18 protein-coding genes are annotated in these 24,022 nt (G+C 48.2%); 12 read left to right on the plus strand and 6 right to left on the minus strand.

The window, feature by feature from the left end; translation table 11 throughout:
- Positions 1-215: 215 nt before the first annotated feature.
- Positions 216-965, minus strand: a complete 750-nt coding sequence (locus ACO6UY_RS07480; RefSeq protein ID WP_422461167.1) for an SPRY domain-containing protein — start codon at positions 963-965, stop codon at positions 216-218.
- Positions 966-1,033: 68 nt separating this feature from the next.
- On the opposite strand from ACO6UY_RS07480, the gene ACO6UY_RS07485 reads away from it, so the two are divergent.
- The 3 genes from ACO6UY_RS07485 to tusA all read left to right on the plus strand — a co-directional run bounded on the left by ACO6UY_RS07485 (position 1,034) and on the right by tusA (position 3,014).
- Positions 1,034-1,180, plus strand: a complete 147-nt coding sequence (locus tag ACO6UY_RS07485; RefSeq protein ID WP_422461169.1) for a hypothetical protein — start codon at positions 1,034-1,036, stop codon at positions 1,178-1,180.
- Between the two features lie 182 nt (positions 1,181-1,362).
- Entirely contained in the window at positions 1,363-2,703 is a 1,341-nt protein-coding gene (locus ACO6UY_RS07490) for an MATE family efflux transporter (RefSeq protein WP_422489507.1), read from the plus strand.
- Between the two features lie 32 nt (positions 2,704-2,735).
- Entirely contained in the window at positions 2,736-3,014 is a 279-nt protein-coding gene (gene tusA / locus ACO6UY_RS07495) for a sulfurtransferase TusA (RefSeq protein WP_422450883.1), read from the plus strand.
- A 44-nt stretch (positions 3,015-3,058) separates the two neighbouring features.
- Here tusA and ACO6UY_RS07500 read toward each other — a convergent pair whose 3' ends face one another.
- Positions 3,059-4,216, minus strand: coding sequence for a hypothetical protein (locus ACO6UY_RS07500; RefSeq protein WP_422450885.1), 1,158 nt, complete (start codon positions 4,214-4,216; stop codon positions 3,059-3,061).
- Between the two features lie 299 nt (positions 4,217-4,515).
- Positions 4,516-7,800 carry a hypothetical protein gene (locus ACO6UY_RS07505; protein WP_422450886.1) on the minus strand — a complete coding sequence of 1,095 codons (3,285 nt, stop codon included), beginning with the start codon at positions 7,798-7,800 and terminating at the stop codon, positions 4,516-4,518.
- 217 nt (positions 7,801-8,017) lie between these two features.
- On the opposite strand from ACO6UY_RS07505, the gene ACO6UY_RS07510 reads away from it, so the two are divergent.
- The gene (locus tag ACO6UY_RS07510) at positions 8,018-8,959 is read left to right on the plus strand and encodes a hypothetical protein (RefSeq protein WP_422450888.1); all 942 of its coding nucleotides are present in this window, start codon (positions 8,018-8,020) and stop codon (positions 8,957-8,959) included.
- Positions 8,960-9,187: 228 nt separating this feature from the next.
- On the opposite strand, the gene ovoA is transcribed toward ACO6UY_RS07510, so the two are convergent.
- Entirely contained in the window at positions 9,188-11,362 is a 2,175-nt protein-coding gene (ovoA, locus tag ACO6UY_RS07515) for a 5-histidylcysteine sulfoxide synthase (protein WP_422450889.1), read from the minus strand.
- A gap of 765 nt (positions 11,363-12,127) precedes the next feature.
- On the opposite strand from ovoA, the gene ACO6UY_RS07520 reads away from it, so the two are divergent.
- Together ACO6UY_RS07520 and ACO6UY_RS07525 are read left to right on the plus strand one after the other, a co-directional pair.
- Positions 12,128-12,454: a phage portal protein family protein gene (locus tag ACO6UY_RS07520; RefSeq protein ID WP_422450890.1), complete on the plus strand. Its 327-nt coding sequence runs from the start codon at positions 12,128-12,130 to the stop codon at positions 12,452-12,454.
- Positions 12,455-12,532: 78 nt separating this feature from the next.
- Entirely contained in the window at positions 12,533-13,165 is a 633-nt protein-coding gene (locus ACO6UY_RS07525) for a hypothetical protein (protein WP_422450891.1), read from the plus strand.
- 337 nt (positions 13,166-13,502) lie between these two features.
- Here the strand turns inward: ACO6UY_RS07525 and ACO6UY_RS07530 are convergent, their stop codons facing one another.
- Positions 13,503-14,186 (minus strand): hypothetical protein, encoded by a 684-nt coding sequence (locus tag ACO6UY_RS07530; RefSeq protein WP_422468022.1) that lies wholly within the window; start codon positions 14,184-14,186, stop codon positions 13,503-13,505.
- Positions 14,187-14,407: 221 nt separating this feature from the next.
- Here ACO6UY_RS07530 and ACO6UY_RS07535 point away from each other — a divergent pair, with 221 nt between their 5' ends.
- From ACO6UY_RS07535 to ACO6UY_RS07550, 4 genes are all read left to right on the plus strand, one after another.
- Positions 14,408-14,530, plus strand: coding sequence for a phytochelatin synthase family protein (locus tag ACO6UY_RS07535; protein WP_422451121.1), 123 nt, complete (start codon positions 14,408-14,410; stop codon positions 14,528-14,530).
- 329 nt (positions 14,531-14,859) lie between these two features.
- The gene (locus tag ACO6UY_RS07540) at positions 14,860-15,000 is read left to right on the plus strand and encodes a hypothetical protein (protein ID WP_422489509.1); all 141 of its coding nucleotides are present in this window, start codon (positions 14,860-14,862) and stop codon (positions 14,998-15,000) included.
- Positions 14,991-15,620 (plus strand): glutathione S-transferase N-terminal domain-containing protein, encoded by a 630-nt coding sequence (locus tag ACO6UY_RS07545; protein WP_422450894.1) that lies wholly within the window; start codon positions 14,991-14,993, stop codon positions 15,618-15,620. The genes ACO6UY_RS07540 and ACO6UY_RS07545 overlap by 10 nt, the downstream gene beginning before the upstream one ends.
- Before the next feature lie 38 nt (positions 15,621-15,658).
- Positions 15,659-16,075: a ClpXP protease specificity-enhancing factor gene (locus ACO6UY_RS07550; protein ID WP_422467109.1), complete on the plus strand. Its 417-nt coding sequence runs from the start codon at positions 15,659-15,661 to the stop codon at positions 16,073-16,075.
- Positions 16,076-16,113: 38 nt separating this feature from the next.
- Here ACO6UY_RS07550 and ACO6UY_RS07555 read toward each other — a convergent pair whose 3' ends face one another.
- The gene (locus tag ACO6UY_RS07555; RefSeq protein WP_422489511.1) at positions 16,114-21,558 is read right to left on the minus strand and encodes a hypothetical protein; all 5,445 of its coding nucleotides are present in this window, start codon (positions 21,556-21,558) and stop codon (positions 16,114-16,116) included.
- 168 nt (positions 21,559-21,726) lie between these two features.
- On the opposite strand from ACO6UY_RS07555, the gene ACO6UY_RS07560 reads away from it, so the two are divergent.
- Together ACO6UY_RS07560 and ACO6UY_RS07565 are read left to right on the plus strand one after the other, a co-directional pair.
- Positions 21,727-22,329, plus strand: a complete 603-nt coding sequence (locus ACO6UY_RS07560; RefSeq protein ID WP_422450900.1) for an NADPH-dependent FMN reductase — start codon at positions 21,727-21,729, stop codon at positions 22,327-22,329.
- 259 nt (positions 22,330-22,588) lie between these two features.
- A complete protein-coding gene (locus ACO6UY_RS07565) occupies positions 22,589-23,983 on the plus strand; it encodes a hypothetical protein (RefSeq protein ID WP_422450902.1) in 1,395 nt (464 codons plus the stop codon).
- Positions 23,984-24,022: the final 39 nt, after the last annotated feature.

Genomic DNA, 24,022 nt, shown 5'->3' on the forward strand with positions numbered 1-24,022 from the left:
TATGTGACCGGAGTTGCAACGCCGCACGACTGCATGGATGCAGGAGATAGAGCAACGCAGGAGCAGTTGCCGGGAGTGACTGACAACTTAGTCAGAAATATATGATTTCATTTGGTTAACTACTTACCACCACGGAGCATTTGTTACTGTCAGGGATCAATGTTGTATAGACGTCAGGGGTGAATCATTTTGGTGATGAAAGCAACCAGTGAAGATTATTCACTCTGCGGGTGAGTATTTTCATCAATGCTATCAAGGTCAGTTATTGATTTGTCAGCAATGAGTCTTTTCAGTCCCGGAGAGGTAGGAAGGTGGTCGATCTGCTCTGCAAATTCCAGCCGGTTTCTTAATGCCAGTTTTGACAGGTCTTGCAGCAAGAGAGGAGTGGGGTTACAGCCTTTGTTATAGGCGACTGAGATTTCTGCGTCCCCCCAAACAGAGGAGACAGCCAGGAAAACGGTTTTATGTTTTAGCCCAGAAAACGCGTCTCCCAAATATTTCTCGTTGGTTTTGAAGCCGATTGTTCCTGTATTCATATCTATTATGCAGCTTATTTTGCTGGGTGCAGTAAATACCCCATCCGCTTTGTCTTTGGGGTAATTGCCCATGGTTTGGCCGTTATGAATCAGTTTATTGTTTTTTATGTCCCAGCCCCAGGAGGACTCTGTGCTACCAAGAAGATTGGTATAAAAGATTTCATTTTTAGGGGTTCCTGCCAGTGCAACCCCAATCACTGCATAAGATCCTCGCATCTTTGTCGGCCATTCAACATCCAGAATATGTATGCCTTTTGAAAAGCCGGTATCTGACATGGCAAGGTCGGTACTCTGGAAAACAGGTTCACGATGTAATTTTGATGGCACCCCATCGTTGATGCGAATATTGTGACTGCTTTTGTTCGGATCCCAGGTGGTGCAGATAGAGACGCAGGTATACTTATTTCTTTTCATGCCTTCCAGACGCATGCCTGTGGGGCTGCACTTGGGCAATGGAACCATTTGCCTGACACTCCTTCCTTCCCGGGTGTTTCCGGTTGCTGCCTGTTGTCGGCAGGGAGACACTGTTTCCTGTCGGTGGTTATGTTCTGCTGAGGCCGGTGGACTGGTTTGAGAAGGGATATCTGGCAAACGCTTTGGCCAACACGGCAGACAATGTGAAAAAAGACTTTTCAGGTTCATGAATTGATTCTTGCAGTTGCAAATTACTTAACAGTTAGACAGCTTTAGAATGAAAAAGTTCTTATTCTTACTGCTATAGGAGAAAATGGTGTAAGTGATGAACGTGAATGATTACTTATTTCTGTTCATAAAGACGCTCTATAAAATACTCCCTTGTGATTAAGGCGCAGAAGGAGTTGACCCCTTGCTATCGGCTTCGGCAACTTATCAGCGGGTGTGGCATTTTGCCTGGCCTGCCATTATTTCCAATATTTCGGTACCGCTGCTGGGGCTGGTGGATGCGGCTGTCCTTGGTCATCTCTCTGCACCGGAATATCTGGGTGGTGTTGCCGTTGCGGCAACCCTGTTCAGCATGCTTTTCTGGGCTTTCGGTTTTCTGAGAATGGGGACCACCGGGCTGGTTGCCCAGGCAAAGGGCCGCAATGACCGTTATGCCCTGAGAAAGTGGCTGTTACAGTCGGTGGTTTTTGCGGTTCTCACAGGCTTGCTGCTGATTCTCTGCTCCCCGTTGATTTTACAATTGGCGTTGCCTTTATTTGCAGCCAGTGATGTGGTGGCTAGGCAGGCTGAAATCTACTTTCAGATCCGGATATTTTCAGCACCAGCCGTATTGGTTAACTATGCGTTGATTGGTTGGCTGATAGGAATGCAAATGCCGAAGGGGCCGTTGTTTATCCTGGTTGTGGGTAATGCCGTCAATATTGTGCTGGACCTGTTGCTGGTCCTTGGTCTGGGCTGGGCAACCCAGGGTGCCGCGTTGGCAACGGTGATTGCTGATTATCTGGCGCTGGCTCTTGGGTTGTTGCTGGTGAGGCAAATTCTGGCCGGTGATGATGGCCGGTTCAGTGCTGACATGGTGTTTGATATGGCTGCGTTTCGTCGGCTGATCATGCTCAATCGCCACCTGTTTGTCCGTACATTGTGTCTGTTATCAGTACAGGCATTTTTTACCGCCCGGGGCGCTCGCCTGGGGGATGAAGTGCTTGCTGCCAATGCGCTGTTGCTGAATCTGATGGTGCTGATTTCCAATGGCCTGGATGGATTCGCGCACGCAGCTGAAGCCCTGACCGGTGAGTCCATTGGCAAAGGTGATCGCCGACAGTTTCATCAGGTAGTGCGGGTAACCGGCTGGTGTTCCCTGATCTGTGGCGGGCTGTTCTGTCTGTTGCTTGGCCTTGGGGGGAAGGCTTTGCTGGGTTGGTTGACCAATATCCCGGAGGTTGCAGAACAAGCGTCTGTTTACCTGCCCTGGCTGGTAGCCATGCCGCTGATTGCCGTTTGGTGTTTCTGGTTGGATGGCGTCTTTATTGGCGCGGTCAGAACCGATATGATGCAGAGCACGATGCTGATCGCCACGGTTCTGGTGTTTCTCCCGGTCTGGTTCCTGTTTCGTGATATGGGAAATCAGGGCCTGTGGCTTGCTTACACGGTTTTTATGGCCGCCCGGGGCCTGGGACTGATCTGGGTGTATCGCCATTTTAGTAACAACGATGTCTGGTTTGCAGCCCGACATGACCTTTTATGAGGAGCTGGTTTGAAAGACTGGTTTAACGTTTGATGTCAGACATGTTGCTTGAAGAGAACGCTGGCACTATTGAAGTGCAGCATGAGCTGGATACCTGTGGCCTGTTCTGTCCGGAGCCGGTTATGCTGCTGCATAATAAAATCAGGGATATGGCTTCCGGTGAGGTGGTTCGGGTATTGGCGACTGACCCTTCCACGAAACGTGATATCCCCAAGTTCTGTAATTTCCTGGAGCACCAGCTTCTTCAGCATCAAGAGACGGATGCTGTTTTTTCTTACTGGATCAGAAAGAAAAAGGTGGAACTGGTTTAAGTGCCCCTTGAAAATATCAAAGGGCACCACGGAATCGGATAGGCTTAAGCCATTGCCGTCAGATCTTCAGGCAATGGTGCCAGGCTATTAATCAGCGCGTCAGCAGCACTGCTGGCGGCGGATTTTGCGCCGCCTTGATAATGCTCTCTAACCATTGCATCACTGCGCTCCAGACCCATTGCAAGGGCAGTGCTGTCTGAGAGTGCTGGATTGTCTGCCTGCGCCTGTGTTTTCAGTGACAAAATCTGGGCAGCTTTCAAGTAAGACTTCAGGTGTTTCTCCGTGTGGTGCGTGATGATTGAAGCCAGCACCATTGCTTTTGTGGTCATCTCAGATACAGGGTGGGATAACGCCTGAATTAATTGCTCCATTTGGTCTTCTGGAACGTTGCCCTGTAAAGCGCGGGTCAGGTTTTCCTTATTGGTGAAATGCTGTTCTAAATCACTGGATTTATTCAGAAGTTCTTCTCTTGCCTGGCTGAAAATCTCAGGATTAGGGTATTTGAAATGAGCAGAAAAAGTGGCCAGGTCTCCAGCTGTTTCAAGCTTCAGCTTCATAATTTGTGCCTCGATACGGCCTATATCGCCACCTGATGTTATCTGATTCTTTAACAGCATCAGTGCATCTTTAACGCGTTGCTGCTTATCTTCCTGAAACCACGCTTCGATTTGCTGTTCTGCAAAGCCCTGCCGTTCAATGCCCATGCAATAAGAACCTGACTCGGACTTGATCTGATTATCTTCCCTTGAAATGGCTCCCAGATCTCTTTCCAGTGCTTCTAGTGTGGGTTCTTCACTTGTTGCACCTGATGGATCCTCAAGCAGAAGGACTTTTTTGAAAATATTATTTTGAATGTTACAAACTTGCTGAAGTTTTGAAATACCCTCAATACTGGCAAGATTACACTGGGCCAGAGCAAGAGCCGCGAAATTACGATTATCCTGCTCTATGCAGCGGTCACTGTCGTCAGCGTTATGAGAAGGGGCAATACCCCTGAAAAGATCAAAGATTGCATCTATCACGTAAAGGTTATCGCTTAACAGGCTCTCTGCCTTTTTTAATCGGTCTGAAAAAACATCCTGGAGTGTTTGAAGTTCCGGGTTTACGGCGGCTTTCTCAGTCTGGGTATTTTCTGTGGTACTGACAGGTGATTTCGCCCCTGTTAATGGAGTTGGTATGAGTTGCGCAGAAGATGAAATCATTGTTGGTTCTCCTCAAATATATGGCATTAATTGGTGCGAGAATTTCTATTTGATTGTTTGCATGCAGAACAATGCTGTGAGTATGACCAGTCAGACATTAATTAGTTCCGGCTGAGTTTTTGCAGGAAGAAGCCACTTCTCAGAGATGATGTACCATTGCTATATGCTGCAAGCACCGCAGCAGGGGTAACTTTTCGTCCCTGCAATGGCTTGTTGCCCCAAAAAGCATCCTCAAGACATTGGCCAATAAATACTGCGATTTGACCTGAAAATGATTATCAGGTTCCACTCATGGTGTGTCAGGGTGAGCTGAAGCTTATATATTGACTTGCAAAGACTGCGCATCCATCAGGAGAATCACTGATAAAGGCATTTTCTCGTTTAAACAGTAAACAATCCAGTACACTGTCTTCGGAGCGGCATTGTTCAAACCATGAGCCTAAAGCCTTACGCAGATTGCTGCCTTCAGGAAAATTCTTAAGGTATTCCAGTACCTGATCTTTATGGATCTGTCGTTCATTAACAGGCTGGCCGGTGATACAGCAGTGTGCCAGGAAGAAAAAATGGATTTGAGATTTCTGAAATGAGCACCTGAGGGTTTGGATGGATTGCCATACCTGTGCTGCCGACACTTTTTGATGGTCAATTGGTAGTTCAAGCTGCATAGCTATGAATTGCAGAATACATTGCAGGCGACGTTGCTCTTCTTTGACCGGTACGCTGTTTAAGATTTGCCAGGCCTGGTGAATGATCTCCTGAGCCTCTTTGATGGCATTGTACCGTTGAGATTGAACCAACCTTTGTATCAGGTATTCGGCTTGCTTTAACGAATAATTCCCGAGGGCTTTATTAAACGCTGATAATACTTTCTGGTTATCCAGATAGCTGCCATTCAATGCTCTTTCATTCAATGCCAGCAGAGCATAAAAAATAGCGCTTTCGAACAACCAGCCACCGCGTTGAAAGTCCTTGACCACCGCATCCGGTGTAACCGGCTGGCCAGCTAATGGAAGGCCTTTCAGGCAGCATTCCGCTTTGAAGCGCACTAACCCCAGTTTGCCTTCCGGATTATCCGGGAAAGCCGTAACGACCAGATCCGGTGTGAGCTGCTCGCCATTTAACGGCAGGCTCCTGAGACAGCAATCTGCTTTGAAGCGCGCTATGCCCAGTTTACCTTCCGGGCTATTCGGGAAACCCTGAACCACCTCATCCGGTGTGACCTGCCTGCCATTCAACGGCACGCCTCTCAGGCAGCATTCTGCTTTAAAGTGCGTTAACCCCAGTTTGCCTTCCGGGCTATCCGGGAACTTCTTGACCACCGCCTCCGGTGTAACCCGCCGACCACTTAACGCCAGACCCTTCAGGCAACATTCTGCGCTAAAGCGTGCTATCTCAAGTTTGCCTTCCGGGCTATCCGGGAAAGCCTTAACCACTGCCTCCGGGGAGACCAGCCGACCATTTAGCGTCAGCCCCTTCAGGCAACATTGCTCTTTAAAGCGCGCCAGCGCCATTGTTGCTCTGGCGGTCTGATAATCTTGAACTACCGCCTCCGGTGTGACTGGCAGGCCATTGAGCATCAGGCCCCTCAGGCAACATTCCGCTTTGAAGAATGCCAGCCCCAGTGTGCTTTTCGGACTATCGGGGAAATCCCTGGCCGCCTCATCCGGCGTGACCTGTCGGCCATTCAACAACAGGTTCTTCAGGCAGCATGTGGTTTTGAAGCGTGCTCTTGCCAATTTGCCTTCCTGAGTATCCGGGAAACCCTTAAGCACCAGGTCCGGAGTGACCTGTCGACCATTCAACTGCAGGCCTGCCAGACAACATTGTTCCTGAAAGCGCGCGAGCTCCAGGGTTGCTCTGGCTGCCTGATAATCCTTGACTACCGTTTCCGGCGTGACCGGCTGGCCATTCAACGAAAGGTTTTTCAGGCAACATTCCGCTTTGAAGCGAGCTATTCCCAGTTTGCCTTTCGGGCTATCAGGGTAAGCCCCGGCCACTTCATCCGGCGTGACCGGCAGGCCATTGAGCAACAGGCCCCTCAGACAACATTGTTTTTTGAAGAGCGCGAGCTCCAGTATTGCTTTAACTGCCTGATAATCATTGACTACCTCATCCGGCGTGATCGGCTGACCATTTAACGAAAGGCCCCTGAGGCAACATTCCGCTTTGAAGCGTGCGGGCTCCAATATTGCTCTGGTTGCACGATAATCCCTGGCTACCGTATCCGGTGTCACCTGCTGGCCATTCAATGGCAGCCCCTCCAGGCAACATTCCTCTTTGAAGCGCGCTATCCCCAGCCTGCCTTCCGGACTATCCGGGAAACCCTTGACCACCGCATCCGGTGAGATCTGCTGGCCATTCAACGCCAGGTTTTTCAGACAACAGTCTGCTTTGAAGCGCGCCAGCTCCAGTGTTGCCCCGACAGCCAGATATTCCCTGACCACCGTATCTGGTGGGACCTGCTGGTGGTTTAACGGAAGGCCTTTCAGGCAACATTCCGCTTTGAAGCGCGCCAGCTCCAGTGGAGCCCCCGCCGCCTGATAATCCATAACCACCTCATCCGGTGTCACCAGCTGGCCATTTAGCGGCAGTTTTTGCAGGCAACATTCCGCTTTGAAGCGGGCCAGCTCCAGTGGTGTACCGGCTGCCAGAAAATCCTTAACCACTGCATCCGGTGTGATCTGCTGGCCATTCAATGCCAGACCTTTAAGGCAGCAGTGTTGCTTAAAGTGCGCTAGTTCCAGTATTGCCCTGATCGCCTGAAAATCCTTAACCACCTCAGCTGGTGTGACCTGCTGGCCATTTAACGGAAGGTCCCTCAGGCAACATTCCCCCTTGAAGCGCGCCAGCTCCAGTTTTGCCCTGATTGCCTGATAATCCCTGGCCACCGCATCCGGTGTGACTTGCTGTCCGCACAACGGCAGGCCCCTCAGGCAACATTCTGCTTTGAAGCGCGCTATCCCGAGCCTGCCTTCCGGACTGTCCGGAAAAGCCTTGACCACCGAATCCGGCGTGACCTTCTGGCCGAACAATGCCAGGTCCTGCAGACAGCAATGTTGCCTGAAGCGTGCCAGCTCCAATGCTGCCCCGATTGCCCGAAAATTCTGAACCACCGTTTCCGGTGTTACCCGCTGACCATTCAACAGCAGGCCGTTCAGGCAACATTCCGATTTGAAGCGTGCTATCGCTAGTTTGTACTTATGATTTCGACCTGGCTTGCGGTTGAATTCCCGAATGACCTGGTCCGGGGTGACTTTTTTATCATCATAAAGAATGTTCTTTAAGCAGAGTTTTAGCAGGAAGAAACCACCTCTAAGCGATGTGGTGTCTCTTCCATAGGCTGTGAGCACATCAGCCGGGGTGATTTGGCGTCCTTGTAATGTTTTTTTTTCCCAGAAGGCATCTTCAGTACATTTGCCATGATCCGGGGGGGGAGCTGTGCCTCTACTGTAAGATGGATGGTTTTCAACTTTTTTACCGTTAAAGGCCCTTCCGGGGTGGTCACTAAACCGGCTTGAGCCAACAGGTCGGTTATAAAGGCCCGCAGGTTTTGGGTGGGATCTGGTTGATGCTGTGGCTGGCAAAATAAACCCTTCACAACAAGACAATAAATACCATCATTGGACTTCAAAATAGCGGTTAGGTTCCGTTTACGGTGTATCAGGGCAAGCCGGAAACATGGGACAAGACCCGTTCCTGATTGCATGGCAATCATCTTGCGTAACCAGAAATTTTCGGAAGTGGAACTTTTTTCTGGGCCCGGGCTCAAAACAACCCGGAATAAAAGACAAAGGTTGACTTATGCATCAAGCCGCTGATGTTTCGCTCCAGCTAAAATCATTTATTCTTAATCCTCAAATAGAGGATTCAGATATTCCATTTGCTTTTTTCGGTTTCAGGAAGGTGCATGTGCAGGAAGTACGTAACCAACCGGATACCTGTCATTTGGCGGCACTTCCTGACAAAGCACTGGAACTCATTGCCCGGCAGTTGAGTTTTTCTGATTTCGTCAATTTCAGTGCGACGCATACACGCCATGTGTCGTGCCTCCGGTCAGATTCCCTGATTAAAGAAATTTTTGACCGCGATACATCCATGACATTGCTGCTTGTGGAAAGGGCGAACAACAAAGCGAAATGTTACCTGGGCTGCCAGCGATGGAATGATCAGCGGCTCACACCGGAGGCAGTGATCGAGGCTTTTCCGGATTGTCCACAAAGCAAGATGGGGATACTGCACTTCAAGGCAAAATGCTGCCTGAGAGGCACGCTGTTGGATGGTCGGCCGGTCACCCCGGAAGCAGTGGTTGAGGCTTTTCCGGACACTCCGGAAGGCCATCTGGCGCTGGCCCTCTTTAAAGTGGACTGTCGCAAGATGGAGTTGTCGCTGTATGGCCAGCCGGTCACCCGGGAAATGGTGGTGGAGGCTTTCCCGGATACTCCGGAAGGCCAGCTGGAGCTGGTGCACTACAAAGTAAAATGCTGCCTGAGAGAGGAGTCGCTTTATGGCCAGCCGGTCACCCCGGAAGAAGTGGTTGAGGCTTTCCCGAATACTCCGAAAGGCAAGGTGAGGAGAGCGGGCTTCATAGAGGGATGTTGCCTGAGGGGCCTGCCGTTGTATGGCGAGCCGGTGACACCGGATGCGGTGGTCAAGGCTTACACGGATTGTCCGGATGGCAAGATTATGATAGCGCGCTTCAAAGGGGAATGTTACCTGCATGGCCTGACGTTGAAGGCGGTTTGAGCAAGTTTGTAGTAGCGGTAGTGAGCAAACTTATACCAATTCCGCCTTCTAAATATGAGATCGAGCAAGTCATTTTGGACAGCTGGGCAAGGCGGAATGACGAGTAATAGCAGGGCTATTGCGAGGAATTCCAACGAAGACCAGCTGTTCAAAATGGCTGCGCAGTTCATATTTAGAAGGTGGAATTGGTATTACACAACCGGCCTTCAAGTGAGGCGCGGGGCCGGATTACAGCGTTTTATGCCGCCACACTGTGCACTGGGCAACCGAATGCTGATATTTCCGGGCTGTTTCCCTGATCACAAACGGGAGATCGAGGGGGGGGCGTACCTCTTCAAAATGTTTGCTCAACGCTCTTTGCAGTCCGGTATAGGTGTCCAGGGCTTCACCATTTTCACGGATGCCTCCAAGCCAGTTCTGCCGGGGCGTATACTCTTCCAGCCAGGTATAGGGCGAAGTGATCACGAGGATGCCGCCGGGGCGTATGCGCTCATGGATCATGTCCAGAAATTGCGCGGGGTTATTCAGGCGATCAATCAGGTTACCGGCAAAAACAAGATCATAGTCGTTAAACATGGGTTTCAGGTTGCAGGCATCCCCCTGGGTAAAGCGGATACGGCTGGTATCGATATCATCCAGCCCCATCTCCGTGGTATCGGCAATAAAGTAATCACCCAGTTCGCCTTCTGTGGTCAGGTGGTAGCGTATTTTCCCCCGCTCCTGCAACTCGGCCGCCGCAGAAATGAATCGGGCAGAGAAGTCGATGCCGTCCACATGTTGAAACCAGCGGGCCAGTTCAAAGCTGGTGCGTCCCACTGAACAGCCCAGGTCCAGTGCCCGTGTTCGGGGTGTCTCGCCACTGACTTCATGGCAGAGGCGGGCACAGGCTTTGGGGTAGTTGGGTACATCAAAGTAAGACTCCCCAAAATGGAACGACAGATATTGGGCAACCAGGGCATCGCTCTCATAAGGGTTGCTGGAGGTATTGGTCATGGCACTGGACTCTACGTAACGGAAACCGGCATGCTGGAAGAAGTGGCGGCGAAAGGCGTAGCGGGATTCTTTAATAGCGTAGTTGCCGGTTGATATCCAGCAACCTCCTTTAATCAGGTTGTGTCGTCCATCAAAGGTCGGGGTTGAGAAATCATCGTAGCAGGGGTGGACACGGAAGCCTTCATAACCGTCAATGGGGGTGGTGGTCCATTGCCAGACATTCCCGATAATGTCATATAGTTCTCCGGTTCTGAAGTGGTCAACCGGGCAAGATGAAGACCAGTATTCGAGATTGATATTTCCGGGGGCTTTATCCCACCAGGGCTGGTCAGTACTGATGGTCTCCCTTAGGTGGTACCATTCGGCTTCACTGGGCAGCTGAATCTGTTTGCCGGTCACTTCTGACTTCCAGCGACAAAAGGCCTGGGCTTCATGACAGTTGACGTCTACCGGCCAGTTCCAGGGCATATCGATCTCTGCCAGCATGGTGCGGTAGCGATAACTGTCCCCATCGGGGATCCAGAATTCGGGGTGGCGCACTTTACCATCCGTGTTGCTGAACGTGTTCCAGGCCCAGCCTTCATCCGTCCACCAGCGTTCATTGTCATAACCACCGGCATCAATAAAGGCTTTAAACTCCTGATTGCTCACCAGGTATTCGCTGGCTTTGAAGGGGGCCACCTCAACCTCGCAGCGGCCATATTCATTGTCCCAGCCGTAGAGCGAAGCATCGTAATCTTTACCCAGGCGAAGTGATCCTCCGGGCATCTCAATCAGGCGGTTGTCCGGTGCTGACCCTGTGTCTGGACAGTGTTGCCAGTAACTGTGTGGCTTGACGCAGGCGATTGGCAGCTGGCGAATCAGTACTGATGAGGTTTCCAGGTGAATGCGTTCATGTTCAATGCCCATCAGAATGATCCAGGCCTGACTCTCCCAGTTGATGGGTATCTCCAGTGGCATGTTCCGGATAAAACCGGAAACCAGTGCCCTGACTTTACTGCGGTAGTCGCGGACCTGTTGCACGGTTGGCCATTGGTAATTGTTGTCGTCCAGATCATCCCAGGACATTTCATCCACACCAATGGCAACGGTGGACTCAATATAAGGGTCAACTCGTTCCGAGATCAGTTTTGCGGTTATCAGTTTGTTCACAAAAAAAGCGGCAGTGTGCCCGTAATAGAAAATCAACGGGTGACGAAGGGGTATTGCCTTTTTGTACCAGGCTTCCTGGCAGGCCAGGGTTGCAAACAGCAGCTCATATTGATCAAACGTCTGGTGGAAATAATTTAATAACTCCTGTCGTTTGTTCTCAGGGCTGCCGTCATTTAGGACTATAGTTCGTGTTATTTTTTTTGGATGATCGTCCGGGGTGACACTGTGGTCTATTTGACTCGCAGTATTCTCAGCCACGTTTCCTCTCCTGAATGTTGGTGTGTGGGGCGTTGAGCAATCAGTTAGCCGTCAGCAGAACCAGCACTAAACAGTATGGTGTGCTTCATTAAAGAGAAACAGCATATCCATGACTTATTGCTGTTAAACGATAGTGTACGGAGCAAATGAAATAGGTGATCATACTTCCTGATTTGTCTTGCTACTCCCTTCAGGCTCCCGGTACATGGTTTCAATGAGTTTGACGTGCACAATCTTCGTTCACGCTGAGCGGAGTCGAAGGGTGCTTGGCACGATCTATCAGAGTCCGAAGTTTTCGCCCTTCTTGCCGGTGTGGATAGTTTGCCTATACAAGATGCTGTCATTGCACAAGATGCCTGATGATAAATTGTGGGAGTATTGCTGCCTAGGAGCCTGTCCGAGAATAGCGCCCGTAGCGAGGATGGCAGAAAATTGAGGATAAAAAGTCGGAAATTTTTAGTGAATAGTGGTTCTATTTGCTAAAAATTTCCGACTTTTTAGACTAATTTGCTGCCACCGCAGTAGGGTAGTCTATTCTCGGACAGGCTCCTAGCAATCATCCAGATTTTATGTGGACAATGTTGTGGATAAGCCGTTAGGTGATCAGGGAGAGCATCAGGTCAGACAGCTTTACTGATATCGACTGTTTTTTGACCACTCTCGCAGCAGCTAACCCAGTCAGAAAAGGTGCTCTATATTCTTGCACAACAACTTTCCGAGGCTGCGTAACAAGTTGCCCGAAAATTTTTCCAATATCAAACAATTTTGGACAAGCTTTTTCTCTACCTCACTCCCGGGCAGGCTCAAGACCCCATTGAGCGAGAGAAAGCACTGCAGGCACTGGATCCCATACAAAGCGACAGCGGTGTAGTGATTCCCGATAACGTCATTATTGAGTTGATCGAAGCGGCCAGATCGGGCACCGCTGACTATGATGCCCTTCGCCAGCGAATGGACAAGGCCATCAGCAAAGTGATCCTGAGCCAGACCATGACCACGGATGATGGCAGCAGCCGCAGTCAGGCAGAAGTACATCAGGAGGTTCAGGAAGCAGTTATCAATTGGTTAGTTATTCTATTCGAAAGCATATGATTTAGTGCTTATGTATGAGGAACTATTCCTAGCATACCCTGTCCTATAAATCGAATATTTAATTTAAAGCGGTAAATTATGAATGTATCTAATTTAAGTAACGCTTCAAGCTTACCGCCTGCCTATGAAGCTGTTATGGCAGAGACATTAGGTCCAGAGGTTAGCCGATTTATTGAATCCAAAGGTGGATATGCCACGGAATTACAGAGCAAAAATTTGCTCGATTATTTGATCAAGGCACATAATGCTCGGCACAGTCAAAACTACTGCTTATCTCGCGGATCAGTGACTCAAGAGACTTCTTCTGGCAGTGTATCAGTTGCAGAGAAGACGCGACAGAAAATACAACAGAAATATCCAGATATGGATAGCAAAATTGCTGAAATTTCAAGTTGTATATCCCATGGTAGGGACGTGTTGAAAGAGGTTACACGAAGAAACTTGATCTTTTTGCGTAATCTTGTTGAAACATATGTTCAGCAGGAGTTAATTAACGTAAACAACAAATGTGACCGTTTTAAGGATCTTGATCCGTACGCTTCTAACGCATGTCTGAATGTTGATGATTATCGAGCAGCGGATAACCCAAAGAATGCAAAAGAACTATTAATGGATGATTTAGATATTCCTTCTTTTCGTTGCGGGGATAATCAGGCTAAAGCGAGAATAGAAGCCTTATTCAAAGCAGCTCTTGGTATCGAACTATCATAATTGGCCGCTTTTATCCTCCTTATCATTCACGAAGCTTGTTTTAAATGGCTGTGACCTGACTTAATCGCCGGGTCAACAATTTCAGTTATTCGAGTGCTGAAGCCGTTTTAATATTTACTTTTTGTCATAGTAAGCTGGGGCCAAGTCTTTCATTGTGCGGATATCTTTACTTATCACTAAAACGTCAATTGTTGTCCATAATGAAGGACCTGACCCTGATTTTTGACACTGGTTTTTTTTGATCTGTTCAAATTAACCAAGATAATCATAGATTACTCGACACTGTTATTAGCCCCTCACTTTTCATCAGCCAACCTGCGAAAGCCCCCATTATTAATTACCAAAAGCCGAAGCCCGGTAAACCCAGAGAGGTTGAGCCGCCAGAAGTCAGCCTGTAGGCACCGGACGCTACTTCCGAGGTTGATCTACCACTAACGATTTCAGAGATAGCATAAGTAGTGGGGTGAATGGAGCAAACATTACCGATGCTTGGCGATGGAGGAGAAGAGTACAGTCCTGGCTGTGACTGAACTGGTGCTGTGCGGATGGAACCAGTTCCCGAGTAAGGCGGAGGTGGTTCTGACAGGAACCGAACAGACTCTGTAGGGTTGCAACCAATTCCCGGGTAAGGCGGAGGTTCAGCCGATAGTGGTTCCTGTTTATGTTGCTGCCCAACTGCAAGAGGGGCCAGTTCGGTGGAGGTGGTGATTTCTCGATCACGAAGCTTAATGTAATCGCAGTCATCGGAGCAGCAATTTACACAAAGACACACGGAGAAAGAAAAGCAAACGCCAACAGACAGGCCGCCGAAGACACCAATGACAGTGCTGCCAATTGTGCCTGCAGTATTATAGCCTACAACACCACCAATAGCAGCACCTCCACCGGCAGCCAACGGTGTAGTGATGCGACACGCAAAGCGATCTTGTTTAATTCGCTCACAATTAAGGGTGTAGTCACATAACCGGTGAGCCGTTGGTTGTGCTGTCACCGTTGAAGACACAGCATTAGAGATAGTCATATACCTTATTATCCTCAGATTATTTGTTACTTACGATCCATAATTTTTATTAGCAATAATTTTGGCTGCTGACAGACAAAATATCCGACTTAATTATTCCCAAAAAGTTCCTTATGAATTACCACACTAAAAGATAATTTCCTGTGGCGAAAGATCAGGTTGTTTTTCTCGGAATTCTGAACAGAAGTTAATTGCAGCTTTGAAAAAAAACTGACCAATACATCATTATCAATTATGCCCGTGAGGTTTTCGGTCAGGAGCCCGGTGGCCATATCTCTCCTGCAGGTGCTTATCACAAACCATCGGATTCTTTTCTGGTCATTGATGTAGCCCCGGCAAAGTAAGTAGCTAACCATATGAAATCATATATTTCTGACTCCTTGTTCAGGCACTCTGCTTCGTTACAACTCCGGTCACATAGCTACGGCTATGCTCCCTCCGTTGTGCCTCGCATAGCACCTGCCCAAGTAGCCAGAAATATATGATTCCATATGGCCAGCTACTTATAATTGGGTATGGGTTTCCAGTGATCTATTATTTCAGGCAATGGCAGCCAGGGATGGCAATGTCCATCGCGGTTATGTGCTTGTCAGTGACACTCTGCCAAAATAACAACAGGAATAAAGTAAGTATTTGCGTTGCTGGGACTATTATGGCAGGTACAAAGTTTGCTATGATAGTGCGTTATTTCGCGGGCGGCTGTTTTACCCGTTATGCGGTAGCCTGTGGTCATTCTCCGGCTATTGTCATGGCCGGGATTGTTGCCGAACTCTCTCATCCTTTGCATGAAGGCGGGGGTACTTCATGGCTGTAGTTGCCAAAAAGTCATCCATGATTTTTTTCTCGGATCCAGCTGACCATTACTGTCACCGGGTTCGTATTGTGCTGGCAGAAAAGGGCGTTGCGGTTGACGTTCAGAATGTAAATCCGGAAAACCTTCCTCGGGAGCTTTCCGATCTGAACCCCTACAACAACGTTCCTACGCTGGTTGACCGGGAACTGGTTCTTTATGAACCCAACGTCATGATGGAATATCTGGACGAACGTTTCCCACATCCACCGCTGCTGCCGGTTTATCCAGTCAGCCGCGCCCAGAGCCGACTGATCATGCACCGCATTCAGAAAGACTGGTGTGTCTTGGTGGATACTATTCTGGATCCCAAAACCAAGGAGACACCTGCGGCCCGTGCTCGTAAAGAGTTGCGGGAGAGTCTGTTGGCGGTTGAGCCTGTTTTTGCTGAAATGCCGTTCTTCATGAGCGAAGAGTTTACCCTGGTGGACTGCTGTGTGGCACCGATTCTCTGGCGTCTGCCGTTGCTGGGTGTTGAGCTGCCGAAACAGGGTAAGTCTATTCTGGACTATGCTGAGCGTTTATTTGAGCGTGAGTCGTTCCAGGAAAGCCTTTCTGAAATCGAAAAGGAAATGCGTGAGTAACCTGGCTGGCGGCGTGAAGTGTTTGTCCGGAGGCTGTTATGACAATGACCAGTAGCCGTTCGTATATTGCCAGAGCACTGTATGAATGGATTCTTGATAATGATTGCACACCCTATATTCTGGTGGATGCCTATCGCCGTGGCGTTGAGGTGCCCCAGGAGTTCGTCAAGGATGGTCAGATCGTTCTGAACATCTCGCCAACCGCAGTACGGGCTCTGAATATTGGTAATGATTACATCATGTTTGACGGCCGTTTCGGTGGTCGCGCCCTGACGATTACCGTACCTGTTCCGGCATTGATGGCTATTTATGCCCAGGAGAATGGTCAGGGAATGGTCTTTGAGGCGGAACCCCTTGAGGAAGAGGTGGAAGAGATTCAGGCAGAAGTGCCGGATGATGAGCCTCCTCAACCACCGAAAAAGCCGGGGCGTTCTCATTTAAAAGTGGTTAAGTAGCCCGTTTCTGATCCAAAGAGCCGCTATGCGGCTCTTTGTCATGATGCTCCGATTAGCCTTTGTACAAAATTTCTCTGTTGCGGCCTAAGCAGGCGACCTTTGAAATTTTCCATCGCCTGGGCAAGCGTTTCCATTTTGTTGCGGATTTCAGTGATGGAATTTTCGGGCAGGGTTTCTTCCGGGGCTGCATTAAGACTTTTCGCACCAGATGGCCTGTTTTTCGAGGCGTCATAGCCGGTGGCTGGCAAACCGGGCTGACCTGAAATTGATTTCCTGGCCATTACTTCCTTGATAAGCGCCAGCAGTTGCCTTCGGCAGTTAAGGAGCTCTATCAGATTTTCACTGGCTGTTTTTATATTGGATACAAAGCAGGTAATACGATCCTGTGCCTGGATAATCAGTTCAAGGTCACATTTGATCAGTGATAAATCCTGTGTTTCCTGATCACTGTCGAAGGTGAATAGTTGCAGTACATCGATGATCTCTTTTTGTAGCGTAAACGCATCTTGCAGTATTTGTTGATGTGTTGAGAATAATGTTGCCAGTTCAAAGACTTTATCACTGAGATTCCGTATCGGCTGTTTTTGTACAGTGATTTTTGTATTTTTATCGATTTTTGACCGCTCTTTTTGTCTGGCCAGATCGGCTTCCACTTTTTTCAGATAGTCAGTGGAGCACACTAAAATACCCCGGCTTCTCTGCATACCCTGAAGTACGACATCAAAAAATTGCTTAATCAGTATCTCGGATCGTAACGACTTTATCTGAACAATCAACAGTGAGTCGTCCGGCGGGTTATTAAGCATCTCCAATACAAGGGTATTGGCCTGTGATAGCTGACCACTCCCAAAATGTCGCCATGCCATGTTCAGTGAATCCTGTGAGCCAATTTCGATGTCCAGAGAAGCGATGTCTTCATCAACGTGATCACTACTGGCACTGCAGGGTGGTTGATGATTTTCCCCTGAGGTGGATTCTTCGCTGTCAGATTCATCGGGTTCCACAGTGTTTTGGTTCTTTTGTCCTGAGGCTATTGTTGACAGTTTGCGATTGATAATGGATTCTAATTTTTTCTGTTCCCTGGCATTATTTTCCTGCTCTTCTTTGATTAAAATATTCCAATACTTTTCTGCTTTGGCATTTTTAATCTCCAGCTCCTGACTGGTCATTTTTTTGAGTCTTTCTAATTGGGGTGACCAGATGGACTGGTAAAAATTGATTTGCTCGGTTGAATTAAATTTTTTCAATATTTTTTCAACATTTTGGTAGAGAATCAGTTGATCCTCTTGATCATAACTATCGTCTTGTTTTGCAGTTAAGTACTGAATTTTCAGCAATATTGTATCAATAAGAGGGTTAAACTGTGTGATGAATTCATAGTCTCTCAAGTCCAGTGTAATGATCAGCTCCAGTGTCTCCAGCAGATTGCTTTCATCGTGGCAATGGGCTATCCACTGTTTGATCAGAGCTTGTATGGGGGCGACATTTCTATCGCTTATAAAGTTTGCAACAAGGCGCTTACAGGAAACCAATATCAATACCATGTTTTTTAAGAATTGTTCTGATATATCGGCGTGCTGTAATGGGTCCAGCAATTCGATGAAGTTGGCTACCAGTTTTTCCAGCTTATGATGTTCTTTGACGGTAATGTATTCTGTTGACTCTTTGGTAAGCAGGGTATTGTGAAATTCTACTAATTTCTGCGTCACCTCCTGTTCAAACAGTAGCTCTTCTTTAATATGAGCCAGTGCAGCAAAACCGAACAGCGTGTTGTAGGTTAACATGGCTTCTTGCATTTTGGTTTTTTCCAGAAAATTGTTTTTTGCCCTGTTTTTGGAGGCGTTTTCGAGTTCGCGGGTAATGATGGGGATATCCCGGGTGGCCAGTTCAATGCTCTGGTCAAGTAACAGAATGGCCCGGACATAAATATTGGTAGCGTTTCTTGCTTTTCTGGGATTGGCATCCTGATATAACTTAATAAAGTCAGCTGACAAAGTGTCAACACGTTGTTTCAGGGTTCGAACAATCTCTACCGCTTTTCTGGTTTGTTTTTTTGCTTCCAGTTTCTCGCTGATTTTGTACTTTGCCTGCAATACCGGGTCTGCACACTGGGTTTTATTACCACTGGCGCTGGCCAGTCTGTATTCCTTACTGTTTCTGGCGACGAGAGAGGTTGTGTCTGTCGTATCGGGTTTTTGCCTGGCATTGTGGGTCGGGAGTTCCTGAATGGGCCTGCCATGATCAAACAGGCATTTTGTCTGGTGATCCATTAACGACTTAAACGTCTCAAAAGACTCAGGCAGTGTCTGCCCCATCAGTGTGGCTGTTTTGCTGTAGGCGTAGGTAAACCAGCTGTGAGTCCATAGTGATTCGGTAGCTCGTTGAGCCTTGATGGCATAGAGCAATGTTTTCAGGCTGGCAGTCTCAAGGCGGTATCGGATAAGATCAAAATGAGGCATCCAGCTATGGAGAAAAGGCGCTTCTGTCTGCAGGTTGCACTGCGGATCAATACGGGAAATCAGGCGAATGGTCATATAAATAGCCGATAGTCCCGCCGCCTCTTCATAATGACTGATATCAGCCCCGTTATCAGTGGCCATTATGTAGGCAATGGCTGATTTTAAAAAGAACGTCAGGGACCGTGGAGTGTCACCTCGGTGGAGGGATATATGGCCCTTGAATGCACAGTTCAGCATTGCCGAGCGTATTGTGGTGATGTCGGTTTTAGCTGATTCAGGGGAATCACTGATTAACTGTGTCGGGGTTAATAAGCTATTGATCTCTTCATTTACCGGAAAATGCAGATCAATCTCTTGCCAGTCAGCGGCAGAAAAATTCTTTTTTTCTATATAATGCCCAGCATTGTGAATATGTTGGGGAATAATGGTCCTGTAATCAGGGTAGATCTCGTCGAACTCGGCAGGAAGAGTGAAGCGCAGCTTATGATATGTCTGGTTGCAGAAAGTCGGGTAGAGTGGCTGCATGGCAAGATTGAATGCTTCAGGAGATCCGGTCCGGGCCGCCAGAATCGCCAGTACAACGGGGGCTTGTATGTGCCATGCACGGTTGACGGTATGCAGGTCCCTGAGTATTTCAGTCATGAATATCGGGTTGTTCGCGTCACAGTGATGAATGATCTTATGCAGTGCCAGAAACAGTATGGATTCTATGTGATTTAACCGCTTTCCTGTTTCCAGTGCTAACAGTGTCGTATCCGAAAAGGCTCTCATGTCAACGGTTATCGGATTCGTCTGGTCGGGTTCCTGAATAACCTTTAACACCTCATCAAATAAACTGTCGCCCAGGTTGTCCAGTTTTTTCTTACTCAGGCTATTACTGGTTTTCGGGTTGGATATTATGGTTAACACGATCTGAATTTTTTTCTTGATGCGTTCCTCCCGGTCTGACGCTGTGGTCTCTGCCGGATTCGCTGGTCCGGCTGCTGTTTCTTTTGATGGCGTTTCTATTTCTGCAACACTGCTTACTGGTCTTTCCGGGGGTAGGCTTTCGGTTTCCTGTTCGACAACATCTAAGCTTGGGTGTATGAAGCCCAATGTCTCTTCAGTGATAGCTTGCTGATGAGCCGGTGGTTGACTGGCGTGATGTGGTGGCTGTTTACACTCAGTTTCTTCAACCCGGAACGGCATAATAAGATAATGTTCAGCCAGCATATAGGGTCTGAAAACGTTAATCAGCCCTGGCGATGGTGAGGCTGAATAATAATGGTCTCCTCCGGAGTGAGCAATAAATAATAAACTGGTTATTCGTGCATCATTCGCGTCGCTATTAAACAGTGCTGGCTGTTTAGCCCTTAGTGTTTTAATCAGATTTGGCGTTAATTGACTGGCTTCATGAATACTGTGCTTATGTTTCTCAATATTTTGTTTTTTGGGATTGACTTTCAGCAAGATAATGGTTGTCCCGGTGACAATAGCCATTATGTGCAATAGAGAACTCCATCCGTAGTGGGCGGTATCATTGGGATTAGCTGCCGGATCGGCAATGAGTCGGCTCTTCAGCAGGTCATGGATGGATTTGCCCGGCTCCGGAAGGATCAGAGTATTCAGTTCCTCGTACTCAGGGGCGCTCAATCCGGCGTTGAGTGCACAGCCTATCCAGCAGTGGATTATATGCCTTACCATGTCAGGACGGATAACAACCTGCTCATGCGCAGTATTGTGGAGCGAGGTGCCCAGCAGAACATTATAGGTTTTCAGGAAGTTGGTTGCTGCTGCTCTGTTTTTATTCAGTCCACTGGCCAGGGACGCGTAAAAACAATTGCCATCTTTTGCCGTATTTTCCAGATCAAAATCATTTCTCAGTAAAATCATCAGTTCATTGAATGAGTAGGCCGTTTCATGCCTGCATTTATCGGAAGAAAGAATATTGATCAACGCCCTTTTTTCCTGGGATCTGGAATGTTTTAGCTGATAGGGTGAATCAAAAAAGCTGTGATATAGCTGATCAGCAGAGTAGATGTTCCTGATTAAAGTAATTGCTTCAACAAACCCACTATTCAGTGCCTTAAAGGGTTCTGACTTATGTAAACCCGGATTTTTTGGGTGATAGTAAAGGGTGAAAACGTGCTTCTCTATTTTTGAAAGAGTTATTGCGCTATTGAGTATGACTCTCAGTCTTTGATTGTCTTCTGTCGTTGTGATTAAATTGTCATGAAGTTTTGTCAACGACAAAAGGTCGAGAGCCAGATAACCCATTGTCGACAAAACAGGAATAGTACCTTTGTACTCTGTGCTTATATGGGTGGGGATTTTGATGACATAATCATCCCGGGTGAGGTCCAGTTGTTTCATCCATGTGGTTTTAACCGAGCATTCAATTTTGATCCAGGGTTTTCCGGTATGAAACAGGGTTAACTGCCCTGATAAAGGTGATAGCTCAGCATTATACGGTTGGTTACCAACAAGACGGAGGTTCGGGCTACAGTCTTTCCAGGGGAAATCTTCGCTAAACACAATTTGTTGCAGTCTTCGATTGAGTTGAATAAGCAGATTGTTGGTGGTTTTTTCATCATTCAACAGTATATCAATATCATTCACATTTTCATTGATACAAGTGTGTAGCAGGTCAATACCACAGGAACCAAAAATAACCAGTTGCTCCGGATGATCACAGTGAAAGTACATGATTTCCGTCAGCACTTCAAAGAAGATAGTCCGCTTGGTTGCTGCCAGAGAGGGTTGTGTTATTTTTGCCGCACTGGCTAACGGCAGGTCTTTTTGCGCGATTTCCGGGGGAGGGCTCGATGCTGCTCCATGCTCAGAAGTTGCTTGAACGGGTGAAGCAGGGTTTATTTCTTCGATTTTATAGCCGGTTAGCGGTTTTTCCAGCGAAGTATTTAACGGTGGCGTCTGATGATTTAATTGTGTCTCAACAGTATCGGTGCGAGCAGTACCGCTGGTGTTGACCCCGGTTAATAACGTTGCTGTTGACGCTGCATTATTTGACCCATTTGATACCTGCATTGTGAGACCTTGCCAACTTTACTTATTTAAAATACCTGAAAGGTCTAATCATAGCAGTGCAGGAAGGGGTAGTGACGAACTGGCAAGATTGGTAAAAAATAAACCCGGATGTTGAAACTCTCTGTTAAAGTTCTCAGTGCAATTGTCCAAAGCAGAATAGGAAGAAAAATGAAGCTTGCAATTATCAGTGGCAGTCATCGATTGGAATCCCAGAGTGAGCGGATCAGTCAGGTTTTGGCGAACCGTGTGCTTGAGCTTTCTCTGTTTGACTCGGTTGAGATTTTATCGCTGGCGGGCAACCCGCTTCCCCATTGGGATGAGTCTATCTGGCGTGGTGATGAGCAGTGGCAGGCCAGACTGGCACCCTGGAAACAAAAATTGCAAGAGGCGGATGCGCTGATTGTCGTGGCACCGGAGTGGAGCGGCATGGTACCGGCCGGGTTGAAGAACTTTTTTCTTCTCTTTGGTACCGCTGAGCTGGGCCATAAACCCGCATTGATTACTGCGGTTTCTGCCGGGCAGGGTGGGGCCTATCCTGTGGTGGAACTTCGTACCAGTAGTTACAAAAATTGCCGTATCTGTTATCTGCCTGATCATGTGATTGTCCGTCATGTCGGGCAGGTGTTCACTGGAGAGGATCCTGAAGGGGACAAACATTTGCAGGATCGGGTGGATTACTGCCTTAAACTGTTGAAGGCGTATTCAGCAGGGTTACAGCACGTCAGAGACAGTGGGGTTGTTGATCACAAGACATTCCGCAATGGCATGTAGCTGTGATGATATGCGGGAGACTGTTTTCGACAGCCTCCCGGTTCCCGCATTGCCTCACCATAGAATTCAATGGTTATCTCCCGCCTTGTTCAATTTCCTTTTGTTATAGAACTATTTAAGTCAACTTGTAGTCCATCATCGGGTCTGGGGTTGATCGGTGGTTGCTGTTTTTCATTTTTCTACAAAGGCATCTAAAGCCGATTATCAGGCCCTTTACCAGTCCGCCACATATCAATTCATCAGTTGAAGAGGTGCTCAAATGTCTGTTGGCAATGCTTCCCTGGCTCCCTTGCCCAATGTCTCATTTCCTGTCAGTGCTGAGGTACCGGGATCACCGGACGTTGGAACATTTCAATCCAAGTCTGTCGATTCAATCGACTCGAACTTGCCTCTGACCGAAGGGGATGTGGGTAAGGCAAGGATTTTATCTGAGATAGAAAAAGACGGCGGTAAATCAATACACGACAGATTACTGAAAAAGCTCCACCTGGATGCCACAGGCCCTGACAGTGACACCGTGGGTGAGCATGTTCGGGAGCGGCGCAGTGCTGATACCGGGCAACAGGATGTCTCACGCAGGTTGACTTCGGTTCCTGTCATTATTGATCCGCAAAGACCGCTGGGGCCTGAAGATCTTACGGCGGATGATTCGTACATGCGGGTAGGTGGCAGCAGGAAGCCGGATAGCTTAGAGGTCAAGATTGATCGGGATAACGAGGTTGTATTTCGAATGAAGCATCATGACTCTCACGGTAATGCCACGGTATCAGCAGATAACGATATTGGTGTCAGTCCCTGCTTTGTGCCCCGGGGGGAGGACGTCACTAATCCTGATCTGGGCAGGGCCATGGGGGTATTCCATGATCAGTATCAGTGCAGTAATCATTTGTCCTCATACGGTGAGCTGTCCCTTAAACTGCAAACCGGTGACGAACCCGTTGAGGGAACGCTGTTTTCGCTGGAGGAGACCGTTGATTCCAGGCTTTATAAGAGCGCTGATGGCTATCTGTCACACCTGACACCGGATGCGTCGGTGGCAACCTATGAAGCATTGAAAACAGAAGGGGTGACATGGGAAACAGGCAGTGTATCTCCCATTGCCCTGAGGGTCATGAGTCATGACGGTAAAAACTACCTGACGCTGCAGGCCAGCGCCTACTATGAGCAGTTTAATACCGGGAATCAGGAGTGCATGCCCTCATTTGCAGGGGCGGCCACCTCGCTCAATCAGGCGAAATGTTGTGATGGCGTTCAGGATGGTAAGTATCTTGCCGTGATGCCTCTGCCTGAAGGCTGGTTTGAAATTAAGTATCAGGTTCAAAAGAGTGTGTTTTCAACCACCGGGGGGGCATCTGGCGGGGAGGTGAAACTGTGGGTGGACGGTGAGTTAAAAGCAAGCGCCTTTTGTCGTAACGGTAATAATAACCAGTTGGTTTTTGGGGGGGGGGATCTGCGCCCCAAATTTGGCTTGTTTGATGTGTCGGCCAAAGAGCTGACGGCCAAATTCAAAAAAACCTCGTTTTCTGACTCCTTCCAGAGTAAGAGTGCTTATGAAGATAAATGGGCAAATTATGCAGGTCATCCACATGTCAAAGGCCAGTGTGACAGACCGGTTGGAGGGGCCGATGATGATTCAAGAAACCCATACTGCTAGTTGGAGGTTGGCTTAACCTGAACAACATTCGGGTTGTTG

Origin of the sequence: Endozoicomonas sp. ALE010 (assembly GCF_049310165.1) — a bacterium.
In the GTDB taxonomy this organism is placed as follows: Bacteria; Pseudomonadota; Gammaproteobacteria; order Pseudomonadales; family Endozoicomonadaceae; genus Endozoicomonas.